Source organism: Glycomyces sp. NPDC050141 (assembly GCF_055586545.1).
The window spans coordinates 76,163-96,378 of the sequence record NZ_JBVJHZ010000015.1 but is presented as its reverse complement, the minus strand read 5'-3'; the positions used below and the strand labels follow the sequence as shown (position 1 = coordinate 96,378).

The following is a 20,216-nucleotide window of genomic DNA, read 5'->3' as shown; positions in this document are numbered from 1 at the left end:
TCGGGACGTGAAGGGCTAGGAGACACGAATGCACCCATCAGTCCACAGTGTCCGATCCGAGTACCGCACCGACTCGGCCTTCGTAGGCACGAGCCGCCCGCGCCTGTCGTGGAAGACCGAGACCACCGCCCCGAACTGGACGCAGACCGGCGCCGAGATCGAATGGCTGCGGGGCGAAGCCGTCGCCGTGGCGCAAGTCGAAGGCCCCGAATCGGTGCTCGTCGCGTGGCCGTTCGAGTCGCTGCTCCCCCGCGAGCGCGGCGAAGTGCGCGTGCGGGTCCACGGCCCGGATGGGACCTCCGAGTGGAGCACGCCGCTGGCGATCCGCGCCGGGTTCCTCGCCGAAGGCGAGTGGCGGGCGAAGTTCCTCACCGTGCCCGAGCCCGCCGATATCGGGCAGCCGGTCCTGCTGCGCCGCGAGTTCCAAGTGCGCGAAGGACTCCGGGCCGCGACCCTGTACAGCACCGCGCGCGGGCTGTTCCAGATCGAGATCGGCGGCGTCCCGGTCGACGATGAGCGGTTCAAGCCCGGGTGGACGGCGTACAAGAGCCGCCTCGTGCACGAGACGAACGACGTCACCGCGCTGCTCGTCAAGGGCGCGAACGCGATCGGCGCCGCGCTCGCGGGCGGCTGGTACACCGAGAGCTTCGGTTTCCACGGCGAGGCCCGGCCGTACTACGGCAAGTACCCGAGTTTCGCGGCGCAGCTCGTGCTCGAATACGAGGACGGGACAACGGAAACCGTCGCCACGGGCGACGAGGGCTGGCGGGCGGCCGCCGACGGGCCGGTCACCGCGAGCGGGATCTACGCGGGCGAGGACTACGACGCGCGGCGCGCGATGCCGGGCTGGTCCGCGCCGGGCTTCGACGACAAGGCCTGGCTCGACGCGCGCCACGACAACACGAAGGCGATCACGCCCGTGCCGCGCACGGCACCGCCGGTGCGGGCCACCGAGGAGCTGGCGGTCGCCGAGGTCATCACCACCCCTAGTGGACGTACGGTGCTCGACTTCGGGCAGAACCTCGTGGGGCATCTGCGCATTCGCGTCTCCGGCCGCGAGGGCGACACCGTCGTGCTGCGCCACGCCGAGGTCCTCGAACACGGCGAGCTCGGCGTGCGCCCGCTCCGGCACGCCAAGGCCACCGACCGGTACACCTTGGCGGGCAACGGGGTAGAGACCTGGGAGCCCGCGTTCACGTTCCACGGGTTCCGGTACGCCGAGGTCCAGGGCTGGCCGGGCGAGTTCGATCCGGCCGACGTCACCGCCATAGTGGTGCACTCCGATATGGACCGCACCGGCTGGTTCGACTCCTCGCACGAGCAGTTGAACCGCCTGCACGAGAACGTGGTCTGGGGCATGCGCGGCAACTTCCTGTCGATCCCCACCGACTGCCCGCAGCGCGACGAGCGCCTCGGCTGGACCGGCGACATCCAGGTCTTCACCCCCACCGCGTCGTACCTCTACGACGCGAGCGGGTTCCTCGCGAGCTGGCTCGAAGACCTCGCGCTCGAGCAGGAGGCGATCGACGGGGTGCCGTTCATCGTGCCGAACGTGCTCGAATGGGCCAAGACCCCCGCGGCGGCCTGGGCCGACGCCGCCACCGTCGTGCCCTCCGTCCTCTTTGAACGGTACGCCGACCGCGCGGTGCTCGAACACCAGTACCCGAGCATGAAGGCCTGGGTCGACCAGGTCGCGGCGCTCGCGGGCGAGCGGCGGCTGTGGGAGGGCGGCTTCCAGTTCGGCGACTGGCTCGACCCGAACGCCCCGCCGGACGAGCCCGGTCAGGCCAAGACCGACCACGACATCGTCGCCAGCGCCTACCTGTTCCGGTCCTCGCGGCTCGTAGCGGACGCGGCGCGGCTGCTCGGTCTGGAGGAGGACGCGAAGCGGTACGAGGTGTACGCGGAGGAGGTGCGCGAGGCCTGGCTGCGGGAGTACGTGACCCCGGCGGGGCGGATCGTCTCGGATGCGCAGACGGCGTACGCGCTGGCGATCGTGTTCGGCTTGGCGACGGATGCGGAGCTGCTTGGGCGCCTTGGGGACCGGTTGGCGAGACTGGTCGAGAAGGCGGACCACCGGATCGGGACGGGGTTCGTGGGGACGCCGCTGATCCAGGACGCGCTGGTGGGCACGGGCCATGCGGGGACGGCGCGGGCGCTGCTGCTGCAGACGGGGGTGCCGTCGTGGCTGCACCCGGTGACGATGGGGGCGACGACGGTGTGGGAGCGCTGGGACTCCATGTTGGAGGACGGCACGATCAATCCGGGGCAGATGACCTCGTTCAACCACTACGCGTTCGGGGCGATCGCGGACTGGATGCACCGGACGGTGGCGGGTCTGGCGCCGCTCGAACCGGGGTACCGGAAGCTGCGGATCGCGCCGGTGCCGCTGGCGGGGCTGGAGTGGGCGGCGACGGAGCTGGAGACGCCGTACGGGCGGGCGACGGTGCGCTGGGACGCGGGTGACGGCGTTGTAGTCGTGCGGGCGGCGGTGCCGCCCAATACGACGGCGCTGGTGGAGCTGCCCGGACGGGAGCCGGTGGAGGCGGGTTCGGGCGAGCACGAATGGACGTGTGCGGACCCGCGTCCGGCCACGGCGTAGGCGGCTTGGTCCCGGGCCGCGCACCGGCCCGGGGCCGTTCGAAACTTTTTATATGTCCCGGTAAACCAACTGTGCCCGGGAAGGCCGTTGCGGTCGGTCGCGGCATCGGCTACGGTCGATCGTCGAGGCTTGAAAACGATTCGACAAGCGGTGTCAGAGCGCCGGTGAAGGAACCATATGAGTGAGCGAAAAGCCCTGGTCGTCCGAGGCGGATGGGAGGGGCACGCACCGGTCGAGGCGACTGAACTGTTTCTACCCTTCCTGCGAGAGCAGGGGTTCGAGGTGCGGATCGAGGAGACCCGCGAGGTGTACGCGGACGCCGAAGTGCTCGCCGGGACCGACCTCATCGTCCAGAGCGTCACGATGGCCGACATCACCCACGACCAGTTCAAGGGCCTCCGCGCGGCAGTCGAAGCGGGCACGGGCCTCGTGGGCTGGCACGGCGGCATCGCCGACTCCTACCGGAACTCCTCGGACTACCTGCAGCTCATCGGCGGCCAGTTCGCCACGCACCCCTCCAAGGAGCCGGGCCTGTGCGGCGGCGGCCAGGAGGACAACTACCTGAAATACACCGTGGAGATGACCGACCTGGGCCGCGAGCACCCGATCACCGCGGGCATCGCCGACTTCGAGCTCGACACCGAGCAGTACTGGGTCCTGCACGACGACCTCATCGACGTGCTCGCCACGACCACGCACCCGGTGCAGCCGTACCACCCGTGGCACCGGCCGATCACCTCCCCGGCCGTGTGGACGCGCCTGTGGGGCGAGGGCCGCATCGTCGTGGCCACCCCCGGCCACAGCGTCGACGTCCTCAAGGACGAGAACGTCCGCACCATCATCGAAAGGGGCATGCTGTGGGCGACCCGCACGGCGTAGGCATCATCGGCCTCGGGGCCATCTCAGGCCAGTACCTCAACACCTTCGCGGACTGCCCGGCCGTCCGCGTCGCGGCCGTCGCGGACCTGAACGCGGCCCGCGCCGCCGAGGTCGCCGAGGAGACTGGCGCCGCGGCGCTCACCGTCGACGAGCTGGTCGCACACCCCGATGTGGACACCGTCCTCAACCTCACGATCCCCGTGGCCCACGCGGACATCGCACTCCAGGCCATCGCCGCCGGGAAGCACGTCTACGGCGAGAAGCCGCTCGCGGCGACGTTCGAGGACGCGCAGCGCGTGGTCGAGGCGGGCATCGCCGCGGGCGTGAAGGTCGGCTGCGCGCCGGACACGGTGCTCGGCACCGGGACGCAGACCGCGCGGGCCGCGATCGACAAGGGCGACATCGGGGTGCCGACGTTCGCCACGGCCACGATGATCGCGCAGGGGCACGAGGTCTGGCACCCGAACCCGGACTTCTACTACACCGAGGGCGGCGGGCCGCTGCTCGACATGGGGCCGTACTACGTGACCGCGCTCGTGCACCTGCTCGGCCCGGTCGTCGCGGTCACCGGCGCGTCCAGCCGCTCGCGCGACCAGCGTCTGATCGGCTCGGGTCCCCGTGCGGGCGAACAGGTCCCGGTCTCGATCGACACGCACGTCACCGGCATCCTCGAGCACGCGGGCGGGGCGCTGAGCACCCTCGTGATGAGCTTCGACGGGTACGCGACCTCGGCCCCGAACATCGAGGTCCACGGCACCGAGGGCACCGTCGGCGTGCCCGACCCCAACCACTTCTCGGGCGACGTCCAACTCGATCGCCGCGGCGGCGAACGCCACGTGCTCCCGGTCAGCGCCGGGTACGTCGACTCGGGCCGGGGCGCGGGGCTGGTGGACATGGCCCGCAACGAATCGCCCCGGGCGAGCGGGGCGCTGGCGCTCCACGTCCTGGAGGTCATGACCTCGCTGCTGCGGTCGGCCGAGACCGGTGGGCGCCTTGACATCCAGACCCGGGTGCTGCGTCCCGACCTGGTGCCGCTGACGGCGCACGCGGACTGGACCGCCGCTTAAAGTATCGAAATTGATCAATCTGACAATCTTCACATTACCGCGGAGTAACGGTAGTCTCGCTTCTACGATCCGTCGACAGCGATGTTTCCGAACAGGAGACTGCCATGTCCACTCCCCGGAACCGGATCACCGCCGCGCTGGCCGCAGCGGTGCTCTGCACCCTCTCACTCTCCACAATGGCCTCATCGGCCCAGGCGGCGGCACGGCCCGACCCCGTGCCGCTGCCCGACCACCTCGAAACCCTCCGCGCCGCCGAAGCGACCGAGCTGTACGGCAGCCCCGGCATCCGGCCCCTCGCCGAACGCCAGACCTCGCTGGTCTCCATGGGCGACAGCGAGATCTCCGGCGAAGGCGTCGGCAACTACGAACCCGGCACCCACACGGACGGGAACTGGTGCGACCGCTCGCTCGACCAGGCGCTCTTCCGCACCGGCATCGAGAGCGACCAGCAGTACAACGTCGCGTGCTCCGGTGCCGCGTCCCCGCACCTGATCCAGAGCACCGGGCAGACGCAGTGGGACGAGCTCAACCAGGGCGACCAGCTCGCGGTCAAGGCCCGCAACACGCACGTCAAGCTCGTGTGGATCGTGGTGGGCGCCAACGACGAAGGCGGCATCGAGTTCGGCCCCGTCGCCACCGAGTGCGCCACCAACCGCATCCTGTTCCTCGGCCCGTGCTGGGACAGCCACACCGACACCTGGGAGGCCCGCGTCGAGGTCAGCCAGGACGGCGTCGAGAACGCGATCGACGGCGTGCGCCAGACCATGACCGACGCCGGGTACCTCGCCTCAGACTATGACCTGGTCGTCATGTCGTACCCCAGCCCGGGCGGGCCCGACGTGGAGGACAACCCGGACTTCCCCGGCTGGTACGCGGGCGGGTGCCTGCTCTACCTCGCGGACGCGGCCTTCGCGCGCAACAAGGCCGTGCCCATGTTCGAGCGCGGCATCCGCGAAGCGGCCCTTGGCAAGGGCGTGCGGTACCTCGACGCGCAGCGGCTCTTCGACGGGCACGGCGTGTGCGAGGAGGAGCCGTGGGCGCGCGGCGTCTACGTCGAGGTCGGCGAGCTGCCCTCGGAGCACGCGTTCCGGCAGTCCTTGCACCCCAACTACCTCGGGCACGGGGCGTTCGCGCAGTGCATCACGGAGTTCTACGAGCACCCCGACTGGGAGACCTCCACGTGCGTCGACACTGCCAGCACCGGCAGCGCCCACCTCTATGAAGGGCTGCTTGAGTTCCAGGACCTCAAGAACGCTGCCGCGGGCCTGTGCGCCGACGCGGAGGGCTACGACTCGCGCAACGGCACCGACCTGATCGCGTGGGGCTGCAACGGCGCCCGCAACCAGGGGTTCTGGTTCGACGAGGCGGAGGGTTCGCTGCACGTGGAGCTCAGCCACGACCGGTGCGTGGACATCGAGAGCGGCCGTGTGCGGGCCGGGACCCCGCTGATCCTGTGGGACTGCCACGGCGGGATCAACCAGCAGTTCACCGCGAACGCCACGGGTATCCACCCGGTCGGCAGCCCGAGCCTGTGCCTCGGTTTCGACGGCACGAGTGCGGGCGCGTCGCTGGTCCTGACCCAGTGCGGCGGGGGCGCGGTCGCACCCGCCGACCGGAACTACGCCGACCCGGCCGGGTACGGCTACGACGACTGGATCGGCTCGAGCGTCTACTAGCTAGTACATGAACGGTGCGAAGACCGCTTCGCACTGGACTTGCAGCTCCGCGAGGACCGACCACATAGCGTCCTCAAGGTGCACGGCAGGGTCGATGAACGCGTACACATGCGCCTCGACCCTGCCGTACGAGTCGATCAGGCCGAACAGTTCGCGGCCGTCGTCCTGGGCGATCACCGCCGAGAACCCGCCGCCCCAGCCGTCGGTCTCGATGCCGGCCAAGTCGCTCCCGGCCCGGTTGTCCTCGACGGCCGTGGCGGCGCCCTGCTCCGTCGGCCAGAGCCGCATGAGGACCCAGCCCGTCCACTGCTGCTGGTCGCCCCACCAGCAGGTCAGCGTCGTCTCGATCGCGGCGTTGTCCGGGTCGGGGCCGATGTCGGCGTCGGTCCGGCCGGTGTCGGTCTCGGGGACGACGTCGGCGATGCCGGACGCGTCGAACTCCTCGCAGAGCTCGACGGTGACCTCGTCGGGCACGGCTGCTTCCGAGGTCGCGGACTCGGCCGCCTCGCGCTCTTCGTCGGACCGCACGAGGTACAGCGCGGACGCCAGGATCACGGCCAGGGCCAGGACGATCGCGCCGCAGGCCAGCCAGAGCATGCGGTGTCTCGCGCCTTGCGGCTGCGGATAGGTCATGAAGGGCTCCAAGGGGTGCGGGGCGGCCGCTCCACATAGTAGTGGCCCCGGGCCCGGAAGCGTGCCGCGCGGGCACCGGGGCGCGTAGGCTTCGCCTCTGGGACGCATCGGAAGGGGCGGGGCGGATGGCAGCCGAGGTACGCGAGGTCGACCTGGTCGTAGTCGGGGCCGGGCCGGTGGGCGAGAACGTCGCCGACCGGGCGGTCAAGGGCGGGCTGGAGACGGTGATCGTCGAGAGCGAGCTCGTGGGCGGCGAGTGCTCGTACTGGGCGTGCATGCCGTCCAAGGCGCTGCTGCGCCCGGTGCAGGTGATGAACGCGGCACGGGCGCTTCCCGGTGTGGCCGAAGCGATCACGGGCCGACTCGACGTGGCCGCGGTGCTGCGCAGGCGGGACTCGTTCACCAGCGACTGGTCCGACGACGGTCAGGTCCGGTGGTTGGAGAGCGCCGGGATCGGCCTCGTGCGCGGGCACGGCCGGTTGAGCGGCGAACGCGAGGTCACAGTGACCATTGAGGACGGCAGCACTGCGGTGCTGCGGGCCCGGCACGCGGTCGCGGTGGCCACCGGCTCGGTGCCGAACCTGCCGGACGTTCCCGGTCTGTACGAGGCGAAACCGTGGTCGAGCCGGGAGGCGACGAGCGCGACCGCCGTGCCCGAGAGCCTCGCGATCATCGGCGGCGGCGTGGTCGCGCTGGAGATGGCGACCGCGTACGCCGGATTCGGCGCGACGGTCAAGGTCATCGCGAAAGGCGGGCTGCTCGGCAGCGTCGAGCCGTTCGCGGCCGAGCACGTGGCCCGGTCCCTGCGCTCGCAGGGCGTCGAGATCTACACGGACACAGCGACATTCCGCGTCGACCGCACCGGCGACGGCGTGCGGATCGAGACCAGTGCCGGAACGGTGACCGCCGAGGAGGTGCTGGTCGCCACCGGGCGCACGCCCGCCACGGCCGACCTCGGCCTTGAAGCGATCGGGCTGGACCCTGGAAAACGGCTCGCCACCGACGACACGCTGCGGGTCGACGGCTTCGACTGGCTGTACGCGGTAGGCGACGTCAACGGGCGGGTCCTGCTGACGCACCAGGGCAAGTACCAGGCGCGCGCGGCGGGCGACGTGATCGCGGCCCGCGCGGCGGGCCGGACGGTCGACGACGCGCCCTGGGGCGCGCACGTCGCGACCGCCGACCACGGCGCCGTCCCGCAGGTCGTGTTCACCGATCCCGAGGTCGCGGCCGTCGGTCCGACCGCCGATCAGGCTCGCGCGCAAGGGAAGACGATCCGCGTGGTGGACTACGACCTCGGCTGGGTCGCTGGGGCGGGCCTGTCCCGCGACGACTACCAGGGCGCGGCCCGGATGATCGTCGACGAGGACCGGGGCGTCATGATCGGGGCAACGTTCGTCGGCCCGGACGTGGCGGAACTCGTGCACGCCGCGACCATCGCGGTCGTCGGCGAGGTCCCTGTCGACCGGCTCTGGCACGCCGTGCCGTCCTACCCGACGGTCAGCGAGATCTGGCTGCGGCTGCTGGAAGCGTACGGGCGGCCGGTCTCGGCCTGACCCCCGCGAGGCGGGCACGCACGGCGAGCCCCGCGCAGGCGATCACCGCGAGCCCGCCCGCGACCGTCGGCACCGTGAGCGGTTCGCCGAGAAGGATTGCGGCCCAGGCGATCGTCATCACCGGCTGCGTCAACTGCACCTGGCTCACCTGCGCCATCGGCCCGATCGCGAGCCCCCGGTACCAGGCGAAGAACCCCAGGAACATGCTCACGGCCGCGAGGTAGGCGAACGCGAGCCACTGCACGGGCGTCGCCGACGGCGGCTCCTGCGCTATCGCGATGCCGCCCAAGGCGATCATGACCGGGGCCGCGAGGACCAGCGCCCACGACACGGTCTGCCAGGAGCCGAGCTCGCGCGCGAGCAGCCCGCCCTCGGCGTACCCGATCGCGCCGGCCGCCACCGCGCCGAACAGCAGCAGGTCGCTGGCGCCGAGGGACCCGAACCCGCCGCCTTGCAGCGCGGCGAAGCACACCGCAGCGCCCGCGCCGAGACCCGCGAACGTCCAGAACCGGGCGGACGGGCGCTCCTTCACCCGCAGCACCGCCGTGATCGCCGTCGCGGCCGGGAGCAGGGCGACCACGACCGCGCCGTGCCCGGCCGAAGCGGTCGTGAGCGCGTACGAGGTGAGGAGCGGGAAGCCGAGCACCACGCCGCCCGCGACGACCGCGAGCCGGACCCATTGGGCCGCAGTGGGAAGGCGCTGCCGCGTCGCCGCCAGCGCGACCGCCGCGAGCCCTGCGGCGACTACGGCCCGGCCGGAGCCGATGAACAGCGGGGACAGGCCTTCGACGGCGACGCGGGTGAACGGGAGGGTGAACGAGAACGCCAGGACTCCGAGGAGGCCCCACCAGAGGCCCGCGCGTTGCGATAGCGCGGGCGGCTTGGGAACGATAGTGTTACTCTCTATCTTCATGTCGAATAGTAGCACTCAGCGGATCGTGGACGGCCTGCGCGCGTGGATCAAGGCCGCCCCGCCCGGATCGAAGGTCCCGACGAACCGGGAGCTGATGAGCGAGTACGGCGCGAGCCCGGTGACGGTGCAGAAGGCGATGCACGCGCTGAATGCGCTTGGGCTGGTGGAGAGTCGGCCTGGCGTGGGCACGTTCGTGCGGGCGGTGCGGGCGCCGCGCGCGGTGGATTTCGGCTGGCAGACGGCCGCTCTGGGCTCGCCGCACGCGCGGCTGCCGGTGGTGTCCTCGACGCAGCGGTCGGCCGCGCCGGACGCGATGAGCCTGCACTCGGGCTACCCGGACCGGGACCTGCTGCCGGAGCGGATGGTGCGGGCCGCGCTGGCGCGGGCGGCGAAGTCCGAAGTGGCGCTTCTGCGTTCGCCGGTGCGGGGGCTACCGGAGCTGCAGGCGTGGTTCGCGGCCGAACTGGGTAGCACCGCCCCGGCGGGGGTCGCCGCGCCGACCGCGCGCGACGTGATGATCGTGTCGGGCAGCCAGAGCGGGCTCGGTTCGGTGTTCCGCTCGGTCGTGGGTCCGGGCCGGCCGCTGCTTATCGAGTCGCCCACGTACTGGGGCGCGATCCTCGGGGCCGAGCAGGCCGGGCTCGAACTGGTGCCGGTCCCGAGCGGTCCTGAGGGGCCGGACCCGGAGGAGCTGGACCGGGCGTTCCGGCGGACGGGCGCGCGGGCGTTCTATGCGCAGCCGACGTTCGCGAACCCGACCGGCGTGCAGTGGTCGCCGGGTCGCGGGAGGGACGTGCTGGAGGTCGTGCGGAGCCACGGCGCGTTCCTCGTCGAGGACGACTGGGCGCACGACCTGGCGATCGACGCGGACCCGGCTCCGCTTGCGGCCCTTGACGACAGCGGGCACGTGGTCTATCTGCGGTCGCTGACGAAGAGCGTGTCGCCCGCGCTGCGGGTGGCGGCGGTGGTCGCGCGCGGGCCGGTCCGGGACCGGATCGCGGCCGACCAGGGCGCCGAGGCGATGTACGTGAGCGGGGTGCTGCAGGCGGCGGCGCTCGACGTGGTCACGCAGCCGGGATGGCGGAACCACTTGCGGGGCTTCAGGAACCAGCTGCGGCTGCGCCGGGACCAGCTGGTGGAGGCACTGCGGGAGCACGCGCCGGGCGCGGTGCTCGACCGCGTCCCGGCGGGCGGCCTCAACCTGTGGCTGCGGCTGGCCGACGGCACCGATGTCGAACGGCTGGTGCGCGACTGCGAATCGCGCGGGCTGCTCATCGCGCCCGGCACCGAGTGGTTCCCGGCCGAGCCCGCCGGGCCCTGCGTGCGGGTGAATTTCTCCGGCCCGGCCCCGGACCGCTTCGGCGAGGCGGCCCGGCTGCTCCAGGCGGCCCTGGACGAGCAGGCCTGAAAACGACTTGGCACGGCCCCAGAACCTAGGTACCTTAGGATAAAACCTAGGAAGGTTAGGAAACTATGCCGCGCGTAGGACTCACCCGGGACGCACTGATCAACGCCGCCGCCGACGTGGCCGACGAGATCGGCTTCGAGCATTTGACACTCGCCGTGATGGCGAAGCGGTTCGGCGTGCGGGACGCGAGCCTGTACACCCACGTGCGCGGGCTCTCCGACCTCATGGAGGGCGTCGCGCTGCTCGCGCACGACGAGTGGGCGGAGGTCCTGGGGCAGGCGGTCGCCGGGCGCTCGGGGCACGCGGCCCTGACGGCTTTCGCCGACGCGTACCGCGCGTTCGCGACGGGGCACCCGGGCCGGTACGCCGCGACCCGGCACCCGATCACGCCGGAGAGGCTCGCGGCCTCCACGGGCGTCGCGCGCATCATCGAGGCCTGCTACGCGCTGCTGCGCGGCTACGACCTGCCCGAACCCGACGCGACCGACGCGGTCCGGCTGCTGCGCAGCACCTTCCACGGGTTCAGCGATCTGGAGGCGACCGGCGGCTTCACCGCCGACCGCTCCCTTGACGCGTCGTGGCGGCGCGCGGTCGACGCGCTCCACCACACCCTGACCGAATGGCAGCGGATCTAAGACAGGAGCGAACCCCATGCACACCATCGACATCGACGACGCCACTGTGGAATACAGCGGGCGGGGCGAAGGCCCGCCGCTACTGCTCATCCCGGGCGGCTCGGGCCACGGCGGCGTCCTCGAACGCCTCACCGCCGAGCTCAGCGAGGCCTACGGCGTCGTCACCATGACCACCCGGGTGGCCTCGGCGCAGCGGCCGGGTTTCGTCCTCGGCGACCAGCACCCGAAGGTCCATGCCGAGGACGCCGTAGCCGTGATCGACGCGCTCTTCGACGAGGCCCCGATCGTGTTCGGCTTCAGCGCGGGCGCGATCACCACGCTCGAACTGCTCGCGAACCATCCGGAGCGGGTGCGTCTCGCCGTCGTGCACGAACCGCCGCTCGTGAACCTGCTGCCTGAAGCCGCCCGGTTGCGTACGGCGATCGCGTCGGTGCGCGATGCGGCGCGGGCTGGCGACTTCGAGCGGGCCGGGTCGATCATGACCGGTCTGATGATCGACACCGACCTCCGCTCCGAGGCACCGGCGCTGCGCCGCTTCGGCACCTGGCCCGAGGGGTACGCCGACACCGCGCCCGAGCCGCCCACGCCCGAACTCGTGGAGCTGTTCGGCCGCCTCGGCGATCTGCAGCCGCTGTTCCTCGAGCACGTGCTGGTCCAGTTCACCGGGTACGACCCGGACCTGCCCGCGCTTGCGGCCCAAACGGACCGGCTCGTCCTCGCCGCCGGGGTCGACTCCCGCGCCGACCTGCCGTTCCAGACCACTGCCGCGCTCGCCGCGCGGCTCGGCCTGCCCTTGACCGAGCTGCCCGGCGGGCACCTCGGCGCGGTCGAGCGCCCGACCCAGTTCGCCGGAGCGCTCAAGGCGCTTCTCAGGCGCGGCTAGGGCTCGCGGTGCGGTCATCCGGCCGCGCGGACAATGCGAGGATTGGACGGAGAACATCGGCCGCTTCGAGAGTCAGGAGTCCACATGGAGGTCAGCGGAGTCTTCACGGACGCGTTCAGCCGGGTGCAGGAGGAGGTGCACGCCGTCCTGGAGGGCTTGTCGCAGGAGGACCTGGACGCGCGGCCGGGGCCCGGGGCCAACTCGATCGGGTGGCTCGTGTGGCACATCGCGCGGGTCCAGGACGACCACGTCGCCGATGTGGCCGGGCGCGAGCAGACCTGGACCGCCGACGGCTGGCACGACCGGTTCGGGCTGGAGCTCGAGCCGCGCGACATCGGGTACGGGCACACGAGCGAGCAGGTCGCGAAGGTCAGCGGCGTCAAAGCCGACGAGCTGCGGGCGTACTACGACGCGGTGCACGCGGCGACCCTCGGCTACGTCGCCTCGCTCGTCCCGGCCGACCTCGACCGGATCGTCGACACCCGCTGGGACCCGGCGGTGACGCTCGGGGTGCGGCTGGTGAGCGTCGTCAACGACAACCAGCAGCACACCGGGCAGGCCATGTACGTGCGCGGGCTCCTCGAATCGCGTTGAGCCGAGGCCGTCGAGCTGATCCGCGAAGCGGACTGAAGGTCACTGTTCGATACTGGACAGGGAAGCGCGCTGCTGCGAGAATTGCGCCCGTTCACACCCTCACGGACGGGAAGCAACCCCTATGCGCCGCAAGTCCATGACCACGAGCGTCCTCAACGTACTCCTGCAGCCGACCATGTCGACCCGACGCGACCCCGACAAGATCTTCGCTGGCATCGTCGCGAAGTCCGCGCGCTCCACACAGGGCGACCCCGCCGCCATCGGCGAGTTCCTCGACGGCATGCGGGTCCTCACCCGAAACTTCGCAGCGAGCCCGAAGCTCAGCCCGATGGGCTGGCAGAGCGTCCAAGGCGACCTGCGCCTGCGCATCGAGAACCGCCTCCGCGTGCAGCGCCTCGTCACCGAGCACCCCGAGATCGCCGCCGAGCCGATCGAGCGGCCGGTCTTCATCGTCGGGCTCCCCCGTACGGCGACCACGCTGGCGCACAACATCATCGCCAAGTCGGCCGACCACCGCGGCCCGGCCCTGTGGGAGTGGATGTTCACCGACATCGACCGCGGCGAGGACGCGCGGGTCCGCCGCATCAGGCAGACCGAGCGCCTGGTCGGCACGTTCATGCGGCTCGCCCCGGCGTTCAAGGTCATCCACCCGCTCAACGCCCAGAAGCCCGACGAGTGCAACTACCTGCTGCCGCACGGCCACCAGCACCTCGCCCGCGTGCACATGCCGAACTACTACAAGTGGATCGAGCAGCACGACGTCCTGCCCGACTACGAGTACCTGAAACTCGCACTGCAAGTCCTCCAGTACGGGCGGGAGAGGAAGCGCTGGATTCTCAAGTCCCCCATGCACCTCGACCACCTTCCCGAGATCCGCAAGGTCTTCCCCGACGCGACCATCGTGTGGACGCACCGCGACCCGATCACCGTGCTCGGCTCCCTGTGCTCGCTCGTGGAGTCCTCGCAGGTCATGCACGAGCGCAACCCCGACCTCCACGCGATCGGCGAGACCTGGCTGCGCCTCCAGGCCACCGCGATCGAGCGCGCCCGCAAGGCCCGCGTCGACTGGCCCCGCGCCTCCTTCGTCGACGTCCCCTACCCGTGGCTCGCGGCCGAACCGCACGACAAGGTCCCGCTGCTCTACGAACGCCTGGGCGCCAAGTGGACCAACGCCGACGCCCGCACCCTCGACTCCGTCCTCGCCCGCCCCGGCATCGGCCGCCAGCACGAGTACGAGCTCGCCCGCTACGGCCTCAACCCCGAACAGGTCGAGGAGGCCTTCGGCGACTACCCGCGCATGGTCGAGAAGCTCCGGATGGAGTAGTCAGCTGCCCCGGCGGAGGATCGGGGGGTTGAGGAGGGCGGCGTCGCCGCGGCGGTAGAGGCGGGCCGGGCGGCCCGGTTCGCCTTCGGTCGAGCGGCCGGTCGGTTCGACGAAGCCCGGGGTGGTGGTGGCCTTGCGGTGGAAGTTGCGCGGGTCCAGGGTCTCGCCCCAGACCGCCTCGTAGACCTGCCGCAGGGCCGCGATGGTGAACTCCGGCGGGCAGAAGGCCGTCGCCAGCGGCGTGTACTCCAGTTTGGAGCGGGCCCGCTCGACGCCGTCGGCGAGGATGCGGTCGTGGTCGAAGGCGAGGCCGTGCTTGCCGATCGGCGTCCAGGCGGCGGCCGCCGCGTCCGTTCCCGCTACGGGCGTGGGAAGGTCGGGCAGGAGCGCCAGGTACGCGACCGTGACGACGCGGCCGCGCGGGTCGCGGTCGGGCGCGCCGTAGCTGCCGAGCTGCTCGAGGTGCCCGGCGGGGCCGTCGAGGCCGGTCTCCTCGCTGAGTTCTCGGCGCGCGGCGGCATTCAGGTCCTCGTCGCCGAGGACGAAGCCGCCGGGCAGGGCCCAGCGGCCCAGGTGGGGCTCGATGCCCCGTTCGACAAGGAGCGCGTTCAACTCGCCGTCGCGGACCGTGAGGACCACGAGGTCGACAGTGACGGCAAACACCGGATAACTCATTATCACCACCTTGACGATAACCTATCACAATTATTATCGTCAGACTGACGAGAAAATAGGAGGTCCACCCCAATGGCCGATGTCACCAAGCTCCTCTTCCTGCGCCACCTGCGCGGCACGCCCACCGTCTGGGTCCGCTGCCAGAAGCGCGGCCGCACCTCCCGCGAAGGCACCAGCCAGTCGTTCTGGTACCGCCCCCTCGTCGCCGTGCTCTCCGAAGTGCCCGTCGACGACCGCGAACTCCCCCTGATGTTCCACGCCCGCACCGCCGACTTCGCCGACGTCACCGTGCAGGCCACCGTGACCTACCGGATCGACGACCCCGCGCTCGCCGCCACCCGCCTCGACTTCTCCGTCGACCCCTACCGGGGCCAGGCCCGCGCCCGCCCGCTCGACCAGGTCGCGACCCTCCTCACCGAGCTCGCGCAGCAGCCCGCGATCGACCTGCTCGCCGGGCTCCCCCTGGCCGAAGCGCTCACCAGCGCCGTCCCGCAGCTGCGCGAGGACGTCGCCGCCGCCCTCGCCCAGGACGCGCGGCTGGCCGACATCGGCGTGGCCGTCGTCAGCGCCCGCGTCGTCGCGGTCCGGCCCGAACCGGAGCTGGAGCGCTCGCTGCAGACCCCGACCCGCGAAGCGGTGCAGCAGGACGCGGACAAGGCCACGTACTCGCGGCGGGCGCAGGCCGTCGAGCAGGAGCGGGCCATCGCCGAGAACGAGCTGCAGAACAAGATCGAGCTCGCCCGGCGCGAACAGCAGCTCGTGGAGCAGAAGGGCGCCAACGCGCAGCGGCAGGCCGAGCTCGCCGCCGCCGCCGGACTCGCTGCGGCCCAAGGCGAGGCCGAACGCGAGCGCACGCTCTCGGCCGCGCAGGCCGACAAGGTGCGGGCCGTCGGCGCGGCCGAGGCGGAAGCGGAGGCGGCCCGTCTGGCCGCGTACCGGGACCTGCCGCCCTCGGTGCTGCAGGCGCTGGCGCTGCGCGAGCTCGCGGGCCAGCTGCCCGAGATCGGGCAGATCACGATCACGCCGGACCTGCTCACGGGCACCCTCTCGCGCCTCGCCGACGGGTCGCGATGAGCGCGACCCTAGCGCCGCGCGTGGTGGTGGTGAGCCGCCGCAGTGAACTCGACGAGCTGCTGGTCCGGCACGGCACCCGCGCGGCGGCCGAGCACTTCCTGCGCCAGCGGGGCCGCGACCTGGGCGAGGTCGCGGCCCGGCATGAGGCGCTGGAAGCAGCGCTTACCATTGTGGACTCGGCAGTCCCGGCGGACTGGCGCCGGGGCCGGGTCGACCGGGAGGACCTGCCGCGGTTCCTGTTCGGGCCCGAGGACATCGTCGTCGCGGTCGGCCAGGACGGGCTCGTGGCGAACCTCGCCAAGTACCTGTCCGGGCAGCCGGTCCTGGGCGTGGACCCGGAGCCGGGGCGCAACCCGGGCGTGCTGATCCGGTTCCGCGCCAAGGCGGTCGGGTCCGCGCTGAGGGCGGCGGCCGCTGAGGCGGCGGCGGTCGAGCGGTTGTCGATGGTCGCCGCGCGGCTCGACGACGGGCAGGTCCTGGCCGGGCTCAACGAGATCTACGCGGGCCACGGCGCGCACCAGTCGGCGCGGTACCGGCTCATCGGCGCGGACGGCCGGGAGGAGCGGCAGTCCTCGTCGGGCGTGCTGGTCGGCACGGGTACGGGCGCGACCGGCTGGACGGCCTCGATCGCGGCCGACCGGAGCTGGGGCCGGGCGCTGCCGGGCCCGGAGGAGCCGTCGCTGTCGTGGTTCGTCAGGGAGGCGTGGCCGTCGCCCGCGACCGGCGCGACCCTCACGGCGGGGATGCTGCAGAAGGGCGAGGAGCTGCGGCTGGTGTGCGAGAGCGAGCGGCTCGTGGTCTTCGCCGACGGCCTCGAGTCCGACCACCTCACGGTCACTTGGGGGCAGCAGGTCGTGATCGGGCTGGCCCCAAGGCATCTCAATCTGGTCGTCCCGGGGTAGCGGACGGGCGTCGGATAGGGAATCGTTGCGGCATGACGAATCCCGACTTGACCGAGGCGCCTCGGCTGCAGGCCCGCAACTCCGCCGCGTTCTGGGCGGCCACGGGCCGTTCGCGCGGGCACGAGGTGATCCGGAGGCGCGGCTTCCTGGCGGTGTGCGGCGATGCGCGCGCCGGGATGCGCGTCCTCGTCCAGGAGCCCGAGTTGACGGGTGAGGAGCTGGCGGAGATCGCCGAGCTGCGGCACGCGGCGGCGGGGCCGGTCGACATGGAGGACCCGTTCAGCGCGACCGGCCTGGGGCACTTGGGGATGGGGTCGTGGCAGATGCCGGTGATGCTGCGTCTGCCGGGGGCCGTGGAGGCTCCTGCGGTTGCGGTGGAACGGGTCCGGGGCGAGGAGGACCTGCACGGGGCCGAGCGGGCGGTGATCGAGAGCTTCGGGCTGGACCGGTTCGAGCCGCACCGGCCCGGGGAGCTGTTCCCTATGGCGCTGCTCGACGAGCCGGGCGTCGCGGTGTTCGTCGCGCGTGTGGACGGCGTCGTCGCGGGGGCGTGTGTCACGGTGGCCGCCAACGGCTTCGGCAGCCACTACTGGGTCGGGACGACGGAGGCCGCGCGCTCGAAGGGCATCGGCCGGGCCGTGATGCTCGGTTCACTCGAACCGCTCGCGGAGGTCCCGGTGACGCTGACGGCCTCGAAGCTCGGCGTGCCGCTCTACGAGAAGCTGGGGTTCGCGGCGGCGGCGCCGTCGACGTGGTGGTCCTCGAACCGGGCTTAGTCCTCCTCGTCGGGGTCTTCGAGGAGGCGCATCTCCTCGATGTCGAGTCGGTACTGCATCTGGCGGAGCACGGCGTCGTCGATGCGGCGCTCGTTGCGGAGCCTGACGAGGACCGACCGCTTCTCGGCGAGGACGGCCAGCCGCAACCGGTCGTAGTCGCCGCGTACGCGCGGGATCGTGTCGGGCCCTTCCTCGTCGGGGTCGGATTCGAGGAAGTCGAGGTGCTCGCGCATCTCGGTCTGCAAGCGCGCCAGCGCGTCCGCGTGGACGTCGAGTTCGGCGGCGAGGCGCGGCAGGGCCTCGGCGGCGGCGTTCGAGGTCTCTAGGCGCGCGTACTGCAGCTCCTCGTCGGGTTCGGTGTCGGCGGGCAGGCGCGCCCAGCGGATTACGGCCGGGAGGAAGAACGCGGGCAGGAGCATGACGACGATGACGCCGAAGGTCACGAACACGATGACGTCGCGGGCCGGGAACGGCGCGCCGGAGGCGATGGTGGTGGGCACCGCGATCGCGATCGCCAGCGAGATCGCGCCGCGGAATCCTGAGAGGCCCGAGACGATCCGCGCCCGGCTGCTCTGGCGAAGCAGCCGCTGCTGCGGGCGGCGGTCGAGCAGGCGGATGAGGAAGACCGAGGTGAACAGGAACGCGAGCCGCACCGCGACCAGGACGAGCGCGGTCGCGAAGACCAGGCCGATCGCCTGGGCGAGGTCGGCGCCTTCCATGCCGCGCAGGGCGGCCTGCGATTCGATGCCGATGAGGACGAACAGGGCGCCGTTGAGCAGGAACGTCGCGAACCCCCAGGTCGCGAAGACCTGCCGCCGGGCCGGGGCGCTGCCGTAGACGGGGCTGGTCTGGCTGACGATGAGCCCGGCCGCGACCGCCGCGAGGACGCCCGAGGCGTGGACGGACTCGGCGAGGAGGTAGCCGGTGAAGGGGATGAGGAAGAAGATCGTGCACGCGGTGAGGGTGTCGGTGACCTTGCGGCGCAGCCAGACCCAGAACAGGGCCGAGAGCACGCCCGCGGCGATGCCGCCCGCGTAGGAGACCAGGAACTCCCAGCCGACGAGCGCGAGGCTCAGGTGCTCCTCCCCTACGACGACGCCGGTGGCGAGGCCGAAGACGACGAGCGCGGTGCCGTCGTTGACGAGGCTTTCGGCTCGCAGGACCATGATCTGGCGGCGGGGCAGGTACCGCGCGACCACGTTCACGGCGGTCGCGTCGGTCGGGGCGAGGGCCGCGCCGAGCACCCACGCCGGGCCCCACGGTATGCCGAAGGCGTGCGCGGTGGCGGCGACGGCGGCCGCGGTGACGACCACGAGGATCGTGCTGGTGAGGAAGATGCCGCGCCGGTAGCGGCGGATCTCCCGCAGTGAGGTGTTGAAGGCCTCCCACCACAGCAGTGCGGGCAGGAACAGCAGGAGGACCACTTCGGACGGCAGCTCGAGGACGCCGAACGCGGGGATGAGCCCGAGGAGCACGCCCGCGCCGAGTTGGAGGACCGGCGCGGCGATCCCGCTGCGCTGCGCGGCGAGCCGGCAGGCGACGAGCGCCGCGCCGATCACGACGATGAGTTCAAGCCCGAGCATGAGCAGTATCCTGCCGCACCGCTGGGCGGGCCGGGCTGCTTCGGGCCGCTACTGCGCGAGTGCCTGGGCGGCTTCGGCGGCGGTCTTGGCGCGGAAGCCGTCGCTGCCTAGGGCGAGGACGCTTTCGAGGGCGCGGCGGTGGGCTTCGGCGAGGGCGTCGGCGGCGGCGGTCGGGACGTCGGGGACGACGCCGGTGCCTTCCCAGTTGCCGCCGGAGATCGGGCTGACGGAGCGCGCGACGGGCAGGGTCAGTTCGAGATGCGAGTCCACTTTGTACGCGTCCCTCGGGTGTGCGCCGCCGCGGGTCCGCTCGCCGACGACGACGGCCCGGCCGCGCTCTTGCAGGTCGAAGCTCATTGCCTCGCCGCCGGAGAAGGTCTTCGCGCTGGTGAGGACCCACATGGGTTTGGTGTCGCCGAATGTGGGGCCGGGGACGTGCGAGGTCCACAGCTGCGTGAACCGCGCGGGGTCGCGGAACGCCATGCCGGTGAGCTGCACGGGTTCGGCGCCGGTGAAGTGGCTGTAGAGCCAGGTGCCCATGTTCGGGTCGCCGCCCACGCACTCGCGCAGGTCGAGGATGAGCGCGTCGGTCGAGGCGAGGAGCCGCATCGCGGCGGCGACCTGGTCCCCCGCGACCGCGGGCGGGAACAGGAGCGGGGCGATTGCCAGGAGGCCGACGTTGCCGGGGAGGCGCTGCGCGTTCGCGACGCCGCCGCAGGTGACGGCGCTCCACTCCCGCATCTGCTCCAGCTGGGTCTCGTCGTCGTCGTGGGTGTCGCTGAGTTCGGTCTCGGAATGGACGAGCCGCAGGTGGAGGTCGCCGTTGACCGACTGCAGGTCGGGGGTGACGAGCTCGGCGAGGCGGGCCTGGTCGGCGCCGTCGTAGCGGCCTTCGGCGGCGGCGGCGTTGAGGATCGCGCCGAGTTCGGCGGCGACCTCGGGGAAGATGTAGTGCTCGTCGAGCAGTTTCACGATCTGGGGGATGACGGACATCGGACCTCCAACGGGGCGGGTGATGTCTAGTAGTGAACCACCG

Annotated in this window: 18 protein-coding genes; 13 read left to right on the top strand and 5 right to left on the bottom strand. The window is 71.8% G+C overall.

Going from position 1 to position 20,216, the window contains the following annotated elements; genetic code table 11:
• Positions 1-28 precede the first annotated feature (28 nt).
• The 4 genes from ACZ60M_RS11685 (at position 29) to ACZ60M_RS11670 (ending at position 6,224) form a co-directional block, all read left to right on the top strand.
• Positions 29-2,602, top strand: coding sequence for a family 78 glycoside hydrolase catalytic domain (locus tag ACZ60M_RS11685; protein WP_465417201.1), 2,574 nt, complete (start codon positions 29-31; stop codon positions 2,600-2,602).
• A 177-nt stretch (positions 2,603-2,779) separates the two neighbouring features.
• The gene (locus ACZ60M_RS11680) at positions 2,780-3,481 is read left to right on the top strand and encodes a ThuA domain-containing protein (RefSeq protein WP_465417200.1); all 702 of its coding nucleotides are present in this window, start codon (positions 2,780-2,782) and stop codon (positions 3,479-3,481) included.
• Positions 3,460-4,548 (top strand): Gfo/Idh/MocA family protein, encoded by a 1,089-nt coding sequence (locus tag ACZ60M_RS11675; RefSeq protein WP_465417198.1) that lies wholly within the window; start codon positions 3,460-3,462, stop codon positions 4,546-4,548. The genes ACZ60M_RS11680 and ACZ60M_RS11675 overlap by 22 nt, the downstream gene beginning before the upstream one ends.
• A gap of 104 nt (positions 4,549-4,652) precedes the next feature.
• On the top strand, positions 4,653-6,224 hold the full coding sequence (locus ACZ60M_RS11670) for a ricin-type beta-trefoil lectin domain protein (protein WP_465417196.1): 1,572 nt from the start codon (positions 4,653-4,655) through the stop codon (positions 6,222-6,224).
• On the opposite strand, the gene ACZ60M_RS11665 is transcribed toward ACZ60M_RS11670, so the two are convergent.
• Positions 6,225-6,857, bottom strand: coding sequence for a hypothetical protein (locus tag ACZ60M_RS11665; RefSeq protein ID WP_465417195.1), 633 nt, complete (start codon positions 6,855-6,857; stop codon positions 6,225-6,227).
• Positions 6,858-6,982: 125 nt separating this feature from the next.
• Between ACZ60M_RS11665 and ACZ60M_RS11660 the strand changes: the two genes are divergently transcribed.
• On the top strand, positions 6,983-8,413 hold the full coding sequence (locus tag ACZ60M_RS11660; RefSeq protein WP_465417194.1) for a dihydrolipoyl dehydrogenase family protein: 1,431 nt from the start codon (positions 6,983-6,985) through the stop codon (positions 8,411-8,413).
• Here the strand turns inward: ACZ60M_RS11660 and ACZ60M_RS11655 are convergent.
• Positions 8,358-9,326, bottom strand: coding sequence for a DMT family transporter (locus ACZ60M_RS11655; RefSeq protein WP_465417193.1), 969 nt, complete (start codon positions 9,324-9,326; stop codon positions 8,358-8,360). The genes ACZ60M_RS11660 and ACZ60M_RS11655 overlap by 56 nt on opposite strands.
• Between ACZ60M_RS11655 and ACZ60M_RS11650 the strand changes: the two genes are divergently transcribed.
• The 5 genes from ACZ60M_RS11650 to ACZ60M_RS11630 all read left to right on the top strand — a co-directional run bounded on the left by ACZ60M_RS11650 (position 9,325) and on the right by ACZ60M_RS11630 (position 14,170).
• Positions 9,325-10,734 carry an aminotransferase-like domain-containing protein gene (locus ACZ60M_RS11650; RefSeq protein WP_465417192.1) on the top strand — a complete coding sequence of 470 codons (1,410 nt, stop codon included), beginning with the start codon at positions 9,325-9,327 and terminating at the stop codon, positions 10,732-10,734. The genes ACZ60M_RS11655 and ACZ60M_RS11650 overlap by 2 nt on opposite strands.
• A gap of 65 nt (positions 10,735-10,799) precedes the next feature.
• A complete protein-coding gene (locus tag ACZ60M_RS11645) occupies positions 10,800-11,369 on the top strand; it encodes a TetR/AcrR family transcriptional regulator (RefSeq protein ID WP_465417191.1) in 570 nt (189 codons plus the stop codon).
• A 16-nt stretch (positions 11,370-11,385) separates the two neighbouring features.
• On the top strand, positions 11,386-12,252 hold the full coding sequence (locus ACZ60M_RS11640) for an alpha/beta fold hydrolase (protein WP_465417189.1): 867 nt from the start codon (positions 11,386-11,388) through the stop codon (positions 12,250-12,252).
• Between the two features lie 84 nt (positions 12,253-12,336).
• The gene (locus tag ACZ60M_RS11635) at positions 12,337-12,846 is read left to right on the top strand and encodes a mycothiol transferase (protein WP_465417188.1); all 510 of its coding nucleotides are present in this window, start codon (positions 12,337-12,339) and stop codon (positions 12,844-12,846) included.
• Between the two features lie 121 nt (positions 12,847-12,967).
• On the top strand, positions 12,968-14,170 hold the full coding sequence (locus tag ACZ60M_RS11630) for a sulfotransferase family protein (RefSeq protein WP_465417186.1): 1,203 nt from the start codon (positions 12,968-12,970) through the stop codon (positions 14,168-14,170).
• Here ACZ60M_RS11630 and ACZ60M_RS11625 read toward each other — a convergent pair whose 3' ends face one another.
• A complete protein-coding gene (locus tag ACZ60M_RS11625) occupies positions 14,171-14,845 on the bottom strand; it encodes an NUDIX hydrolase (RefSeq protein ID WP_465417185.1) in 675 nt (224 codons plus the stop codon).
• A 72-nt stretch (positions 14,846-14,917) separates the two neighbouring features.
• Here ACZ60M_RS11625 and ACZ60M_RS11620 point away from each other — a divergent pair, with 72 nt between their 5' ends.
• The 3 genes from ACZ60M_RS11620 to ACZ60M_RS11610 are packed head-to-tail and all read left to right on the top strand — an operon-like array spanning position 14,918 to position 17,597.
• Positions 14,918-15,919 carry an SPFH domain-containing protein gene (locus ACZ60M_RS11620; RefSeq protein ID WP_465417184.1) on the top strand — a complete coding sequence of 334 codons (1,002 nt, stop codon included), beginning with the start codon at positions 14,918-14,920 and terminating at the stop codon, positions 15,917-15,919.
• A complete protein-coding gene (locus ACZ60M_RS11615) occupies positions 15,916-16,821 on the top strand; it encodes a hypothetical protein (RefSeq protein ID WP_465417182.1) in 906 nt (301 codons plus the stop codon). Before ACZ60M_RS11620 ends, ACZ60M_RS11615 begins: the two co-directional genes overlap by 4 nt.
• Positions 16,822-16,853: 32 nt before the next feature.
• Entirely contained in the window at positions 16,854-17,597 is a 744-nt protein-coding gene (locus tag ACZ60M_RS11610; protein ID WP_465417181.1) for a GNAT family N-acetyltransferase, read from the top strand.
• On the opposite strand, the gene ACZ60M_RS11605 is transcribed toward ACZ60M_RS11610, so the two are convergent.
• Entirely contained in the window at positions 17,594-19,180 is a 1,587-nt protein-coding gene (locus ACZ60M_RS11605) for a Na+/H+ antiporter (protein ID WP_465417179.1), read from the bottom strand. The genes ACZ60M_RS11610 and ACZ60M_RS11605 overlap by 4 nt on opposite strands.
• Positions 19,181-19,228: 48 nt before the next feature.
• Positions 19,229-20,173, bottom strand: a complete 945-nt coding sequence (locus ACZ60M_RS11600; protein ID WP_465417177.1) for a S41 family peptidase — start codon at positions 20,171-20,173, stop codon at positions 19,229-19,231.
• Between the last annotated feature and the right edge of the window lie 43 nt (positions 20,174-20,216).

What these genes read in the sequence shown, in the direction of transcription:
- ACZ60M_RS11685 (WP_465417201.1), top strand. Translation starts at nt 29, where the DNA reads ATGCACCCATCAGTCCACAGTGTCCGATCCGAGTACCGCACCGACTCG.
- ACZ60M_RS11680 (WP_465417200.1), top strand. Translation starts at nt 2,780, where the DNA reads ATGAGTGAGCGAAAAGCCCTGGTCGTCCGAGGCGGATGGGAGGGGCAC.
- ACZ60M_RS11670 (WP_465417196.1), top strand. Translation starts at nt 4,653, where the DNA reads ATGTCCACTCCCCGGAACCGGATCACCGCCGCGCTGGCCGCAGCGGTG.
- ACZ60M_RS11665 (WP_465417195.1), bottom strand. Translation starts at nt 6,857, where the DNA reads ATGACCTATCCGCAGCCGCAAGGCGCGAGACACCGCATGCTCTGGCTG.
- ACZ60M_RS11660 (WP_465417194.1), top strand. Translation starts at nt 6,983, where the DNA reads ATGGCAGCCGAGGTACGCGAGGTCGACCTGGTCGTAGTCGGGGCCGGG.
- ACZ60M_RS11650 (WP_465417192.1), top strand. Translation starts at nt 9,325, where the DNA reads ATGTCGAATAGTAGCACTCAGCGGATCGTGGACGGCCTGCGCGCGTGG.
- ACZ60M_RS11655 (WP_465417193.1), bottom strand. Translation starts at nt 9,326, where the DNA reads ATGAAGATAGAGAGTAACACTATCGTTCCCAAGCCGCCCGCGCTATCG.
- ACZ60M_RS11645 (WP_465417191.1), top strand. Translation starts at nt 10,800, where the DNA reads ATGCCGCGCGTAGGACTCACCCGGGACGCACTGATCAACGCCGCCGCC.
- ACZ60M_RS11640 (WP_465417189.1), top strand. Translation starts at nt 11,386, where the DNA reads ATGCACACCATCGACATCGACGACGCCACTGTGGAATACAGCGGGCGG.
- ACZ60M_RS11635 (WP_465417188.1), top strand. Translation starts at nt 12,337, where the DNA reads ATGGAGGTCAGCGGAGTCTTCACGGACGCGTTCAGCCGGGTGCAGGAG.
- ACZ60M_RS11630 (WP_465417186.1), top strand. Translation starts at nt 12,968, where the DNA reads ATGCGCCGCAAGTCCATGACCACGAGCGTCCTCAACGTACTCCTGCAG.
- ACZ60M_RS11625 (WP_465417185.1), bottom strand. Translation starts at nt 14,845, where the DNA reads ATGAGTTATCCGGTGTTTGCCGTCACTGTCGACCTCGTGGTCCTCACG.
- ACZ60M_RS11620 (WP_465417184.1), top strand. Translation starts at nt 14,918, where the DNA reads ATGGCCGATGTCACCAAGCTCCTCTTCCTGCGCCACCTGCGCGGCACG.
- ACZ60M_RS11615 (WP_465417182.1), top strand. Translation starts at nt 15,916, where the DNA reads ATGAGCGCGACCCTAGCGCCGCGCGTGGTGGTGGTGAGCCGCCGCAGT.
- ACZ60M_RS11610 (WP_465417181.1), top strand. Translation starts at nt 16,854, where the DNA reads ATGACGAATCCCGACTTGACCGAGGCGCCTCGGCTGCAGGCCCGCAAC.
- ACZ60M_RS11605 (WP_465417179.1), bottom strand. Translation starts at nt 19,180, where the DNA reads ATGCTCGGGCTTGAACTCATCGTCGTGATCGGCGCGGCGCTCGTCGCC.
- ACZ60M_RS11600 (WP_465417177.1), bottom strand. Translation starts at nt 20,173, where the DNA reads ATGTCCGTCATCCCCCAGATCGTGAAACTGCTCGACGAGCACTACATC.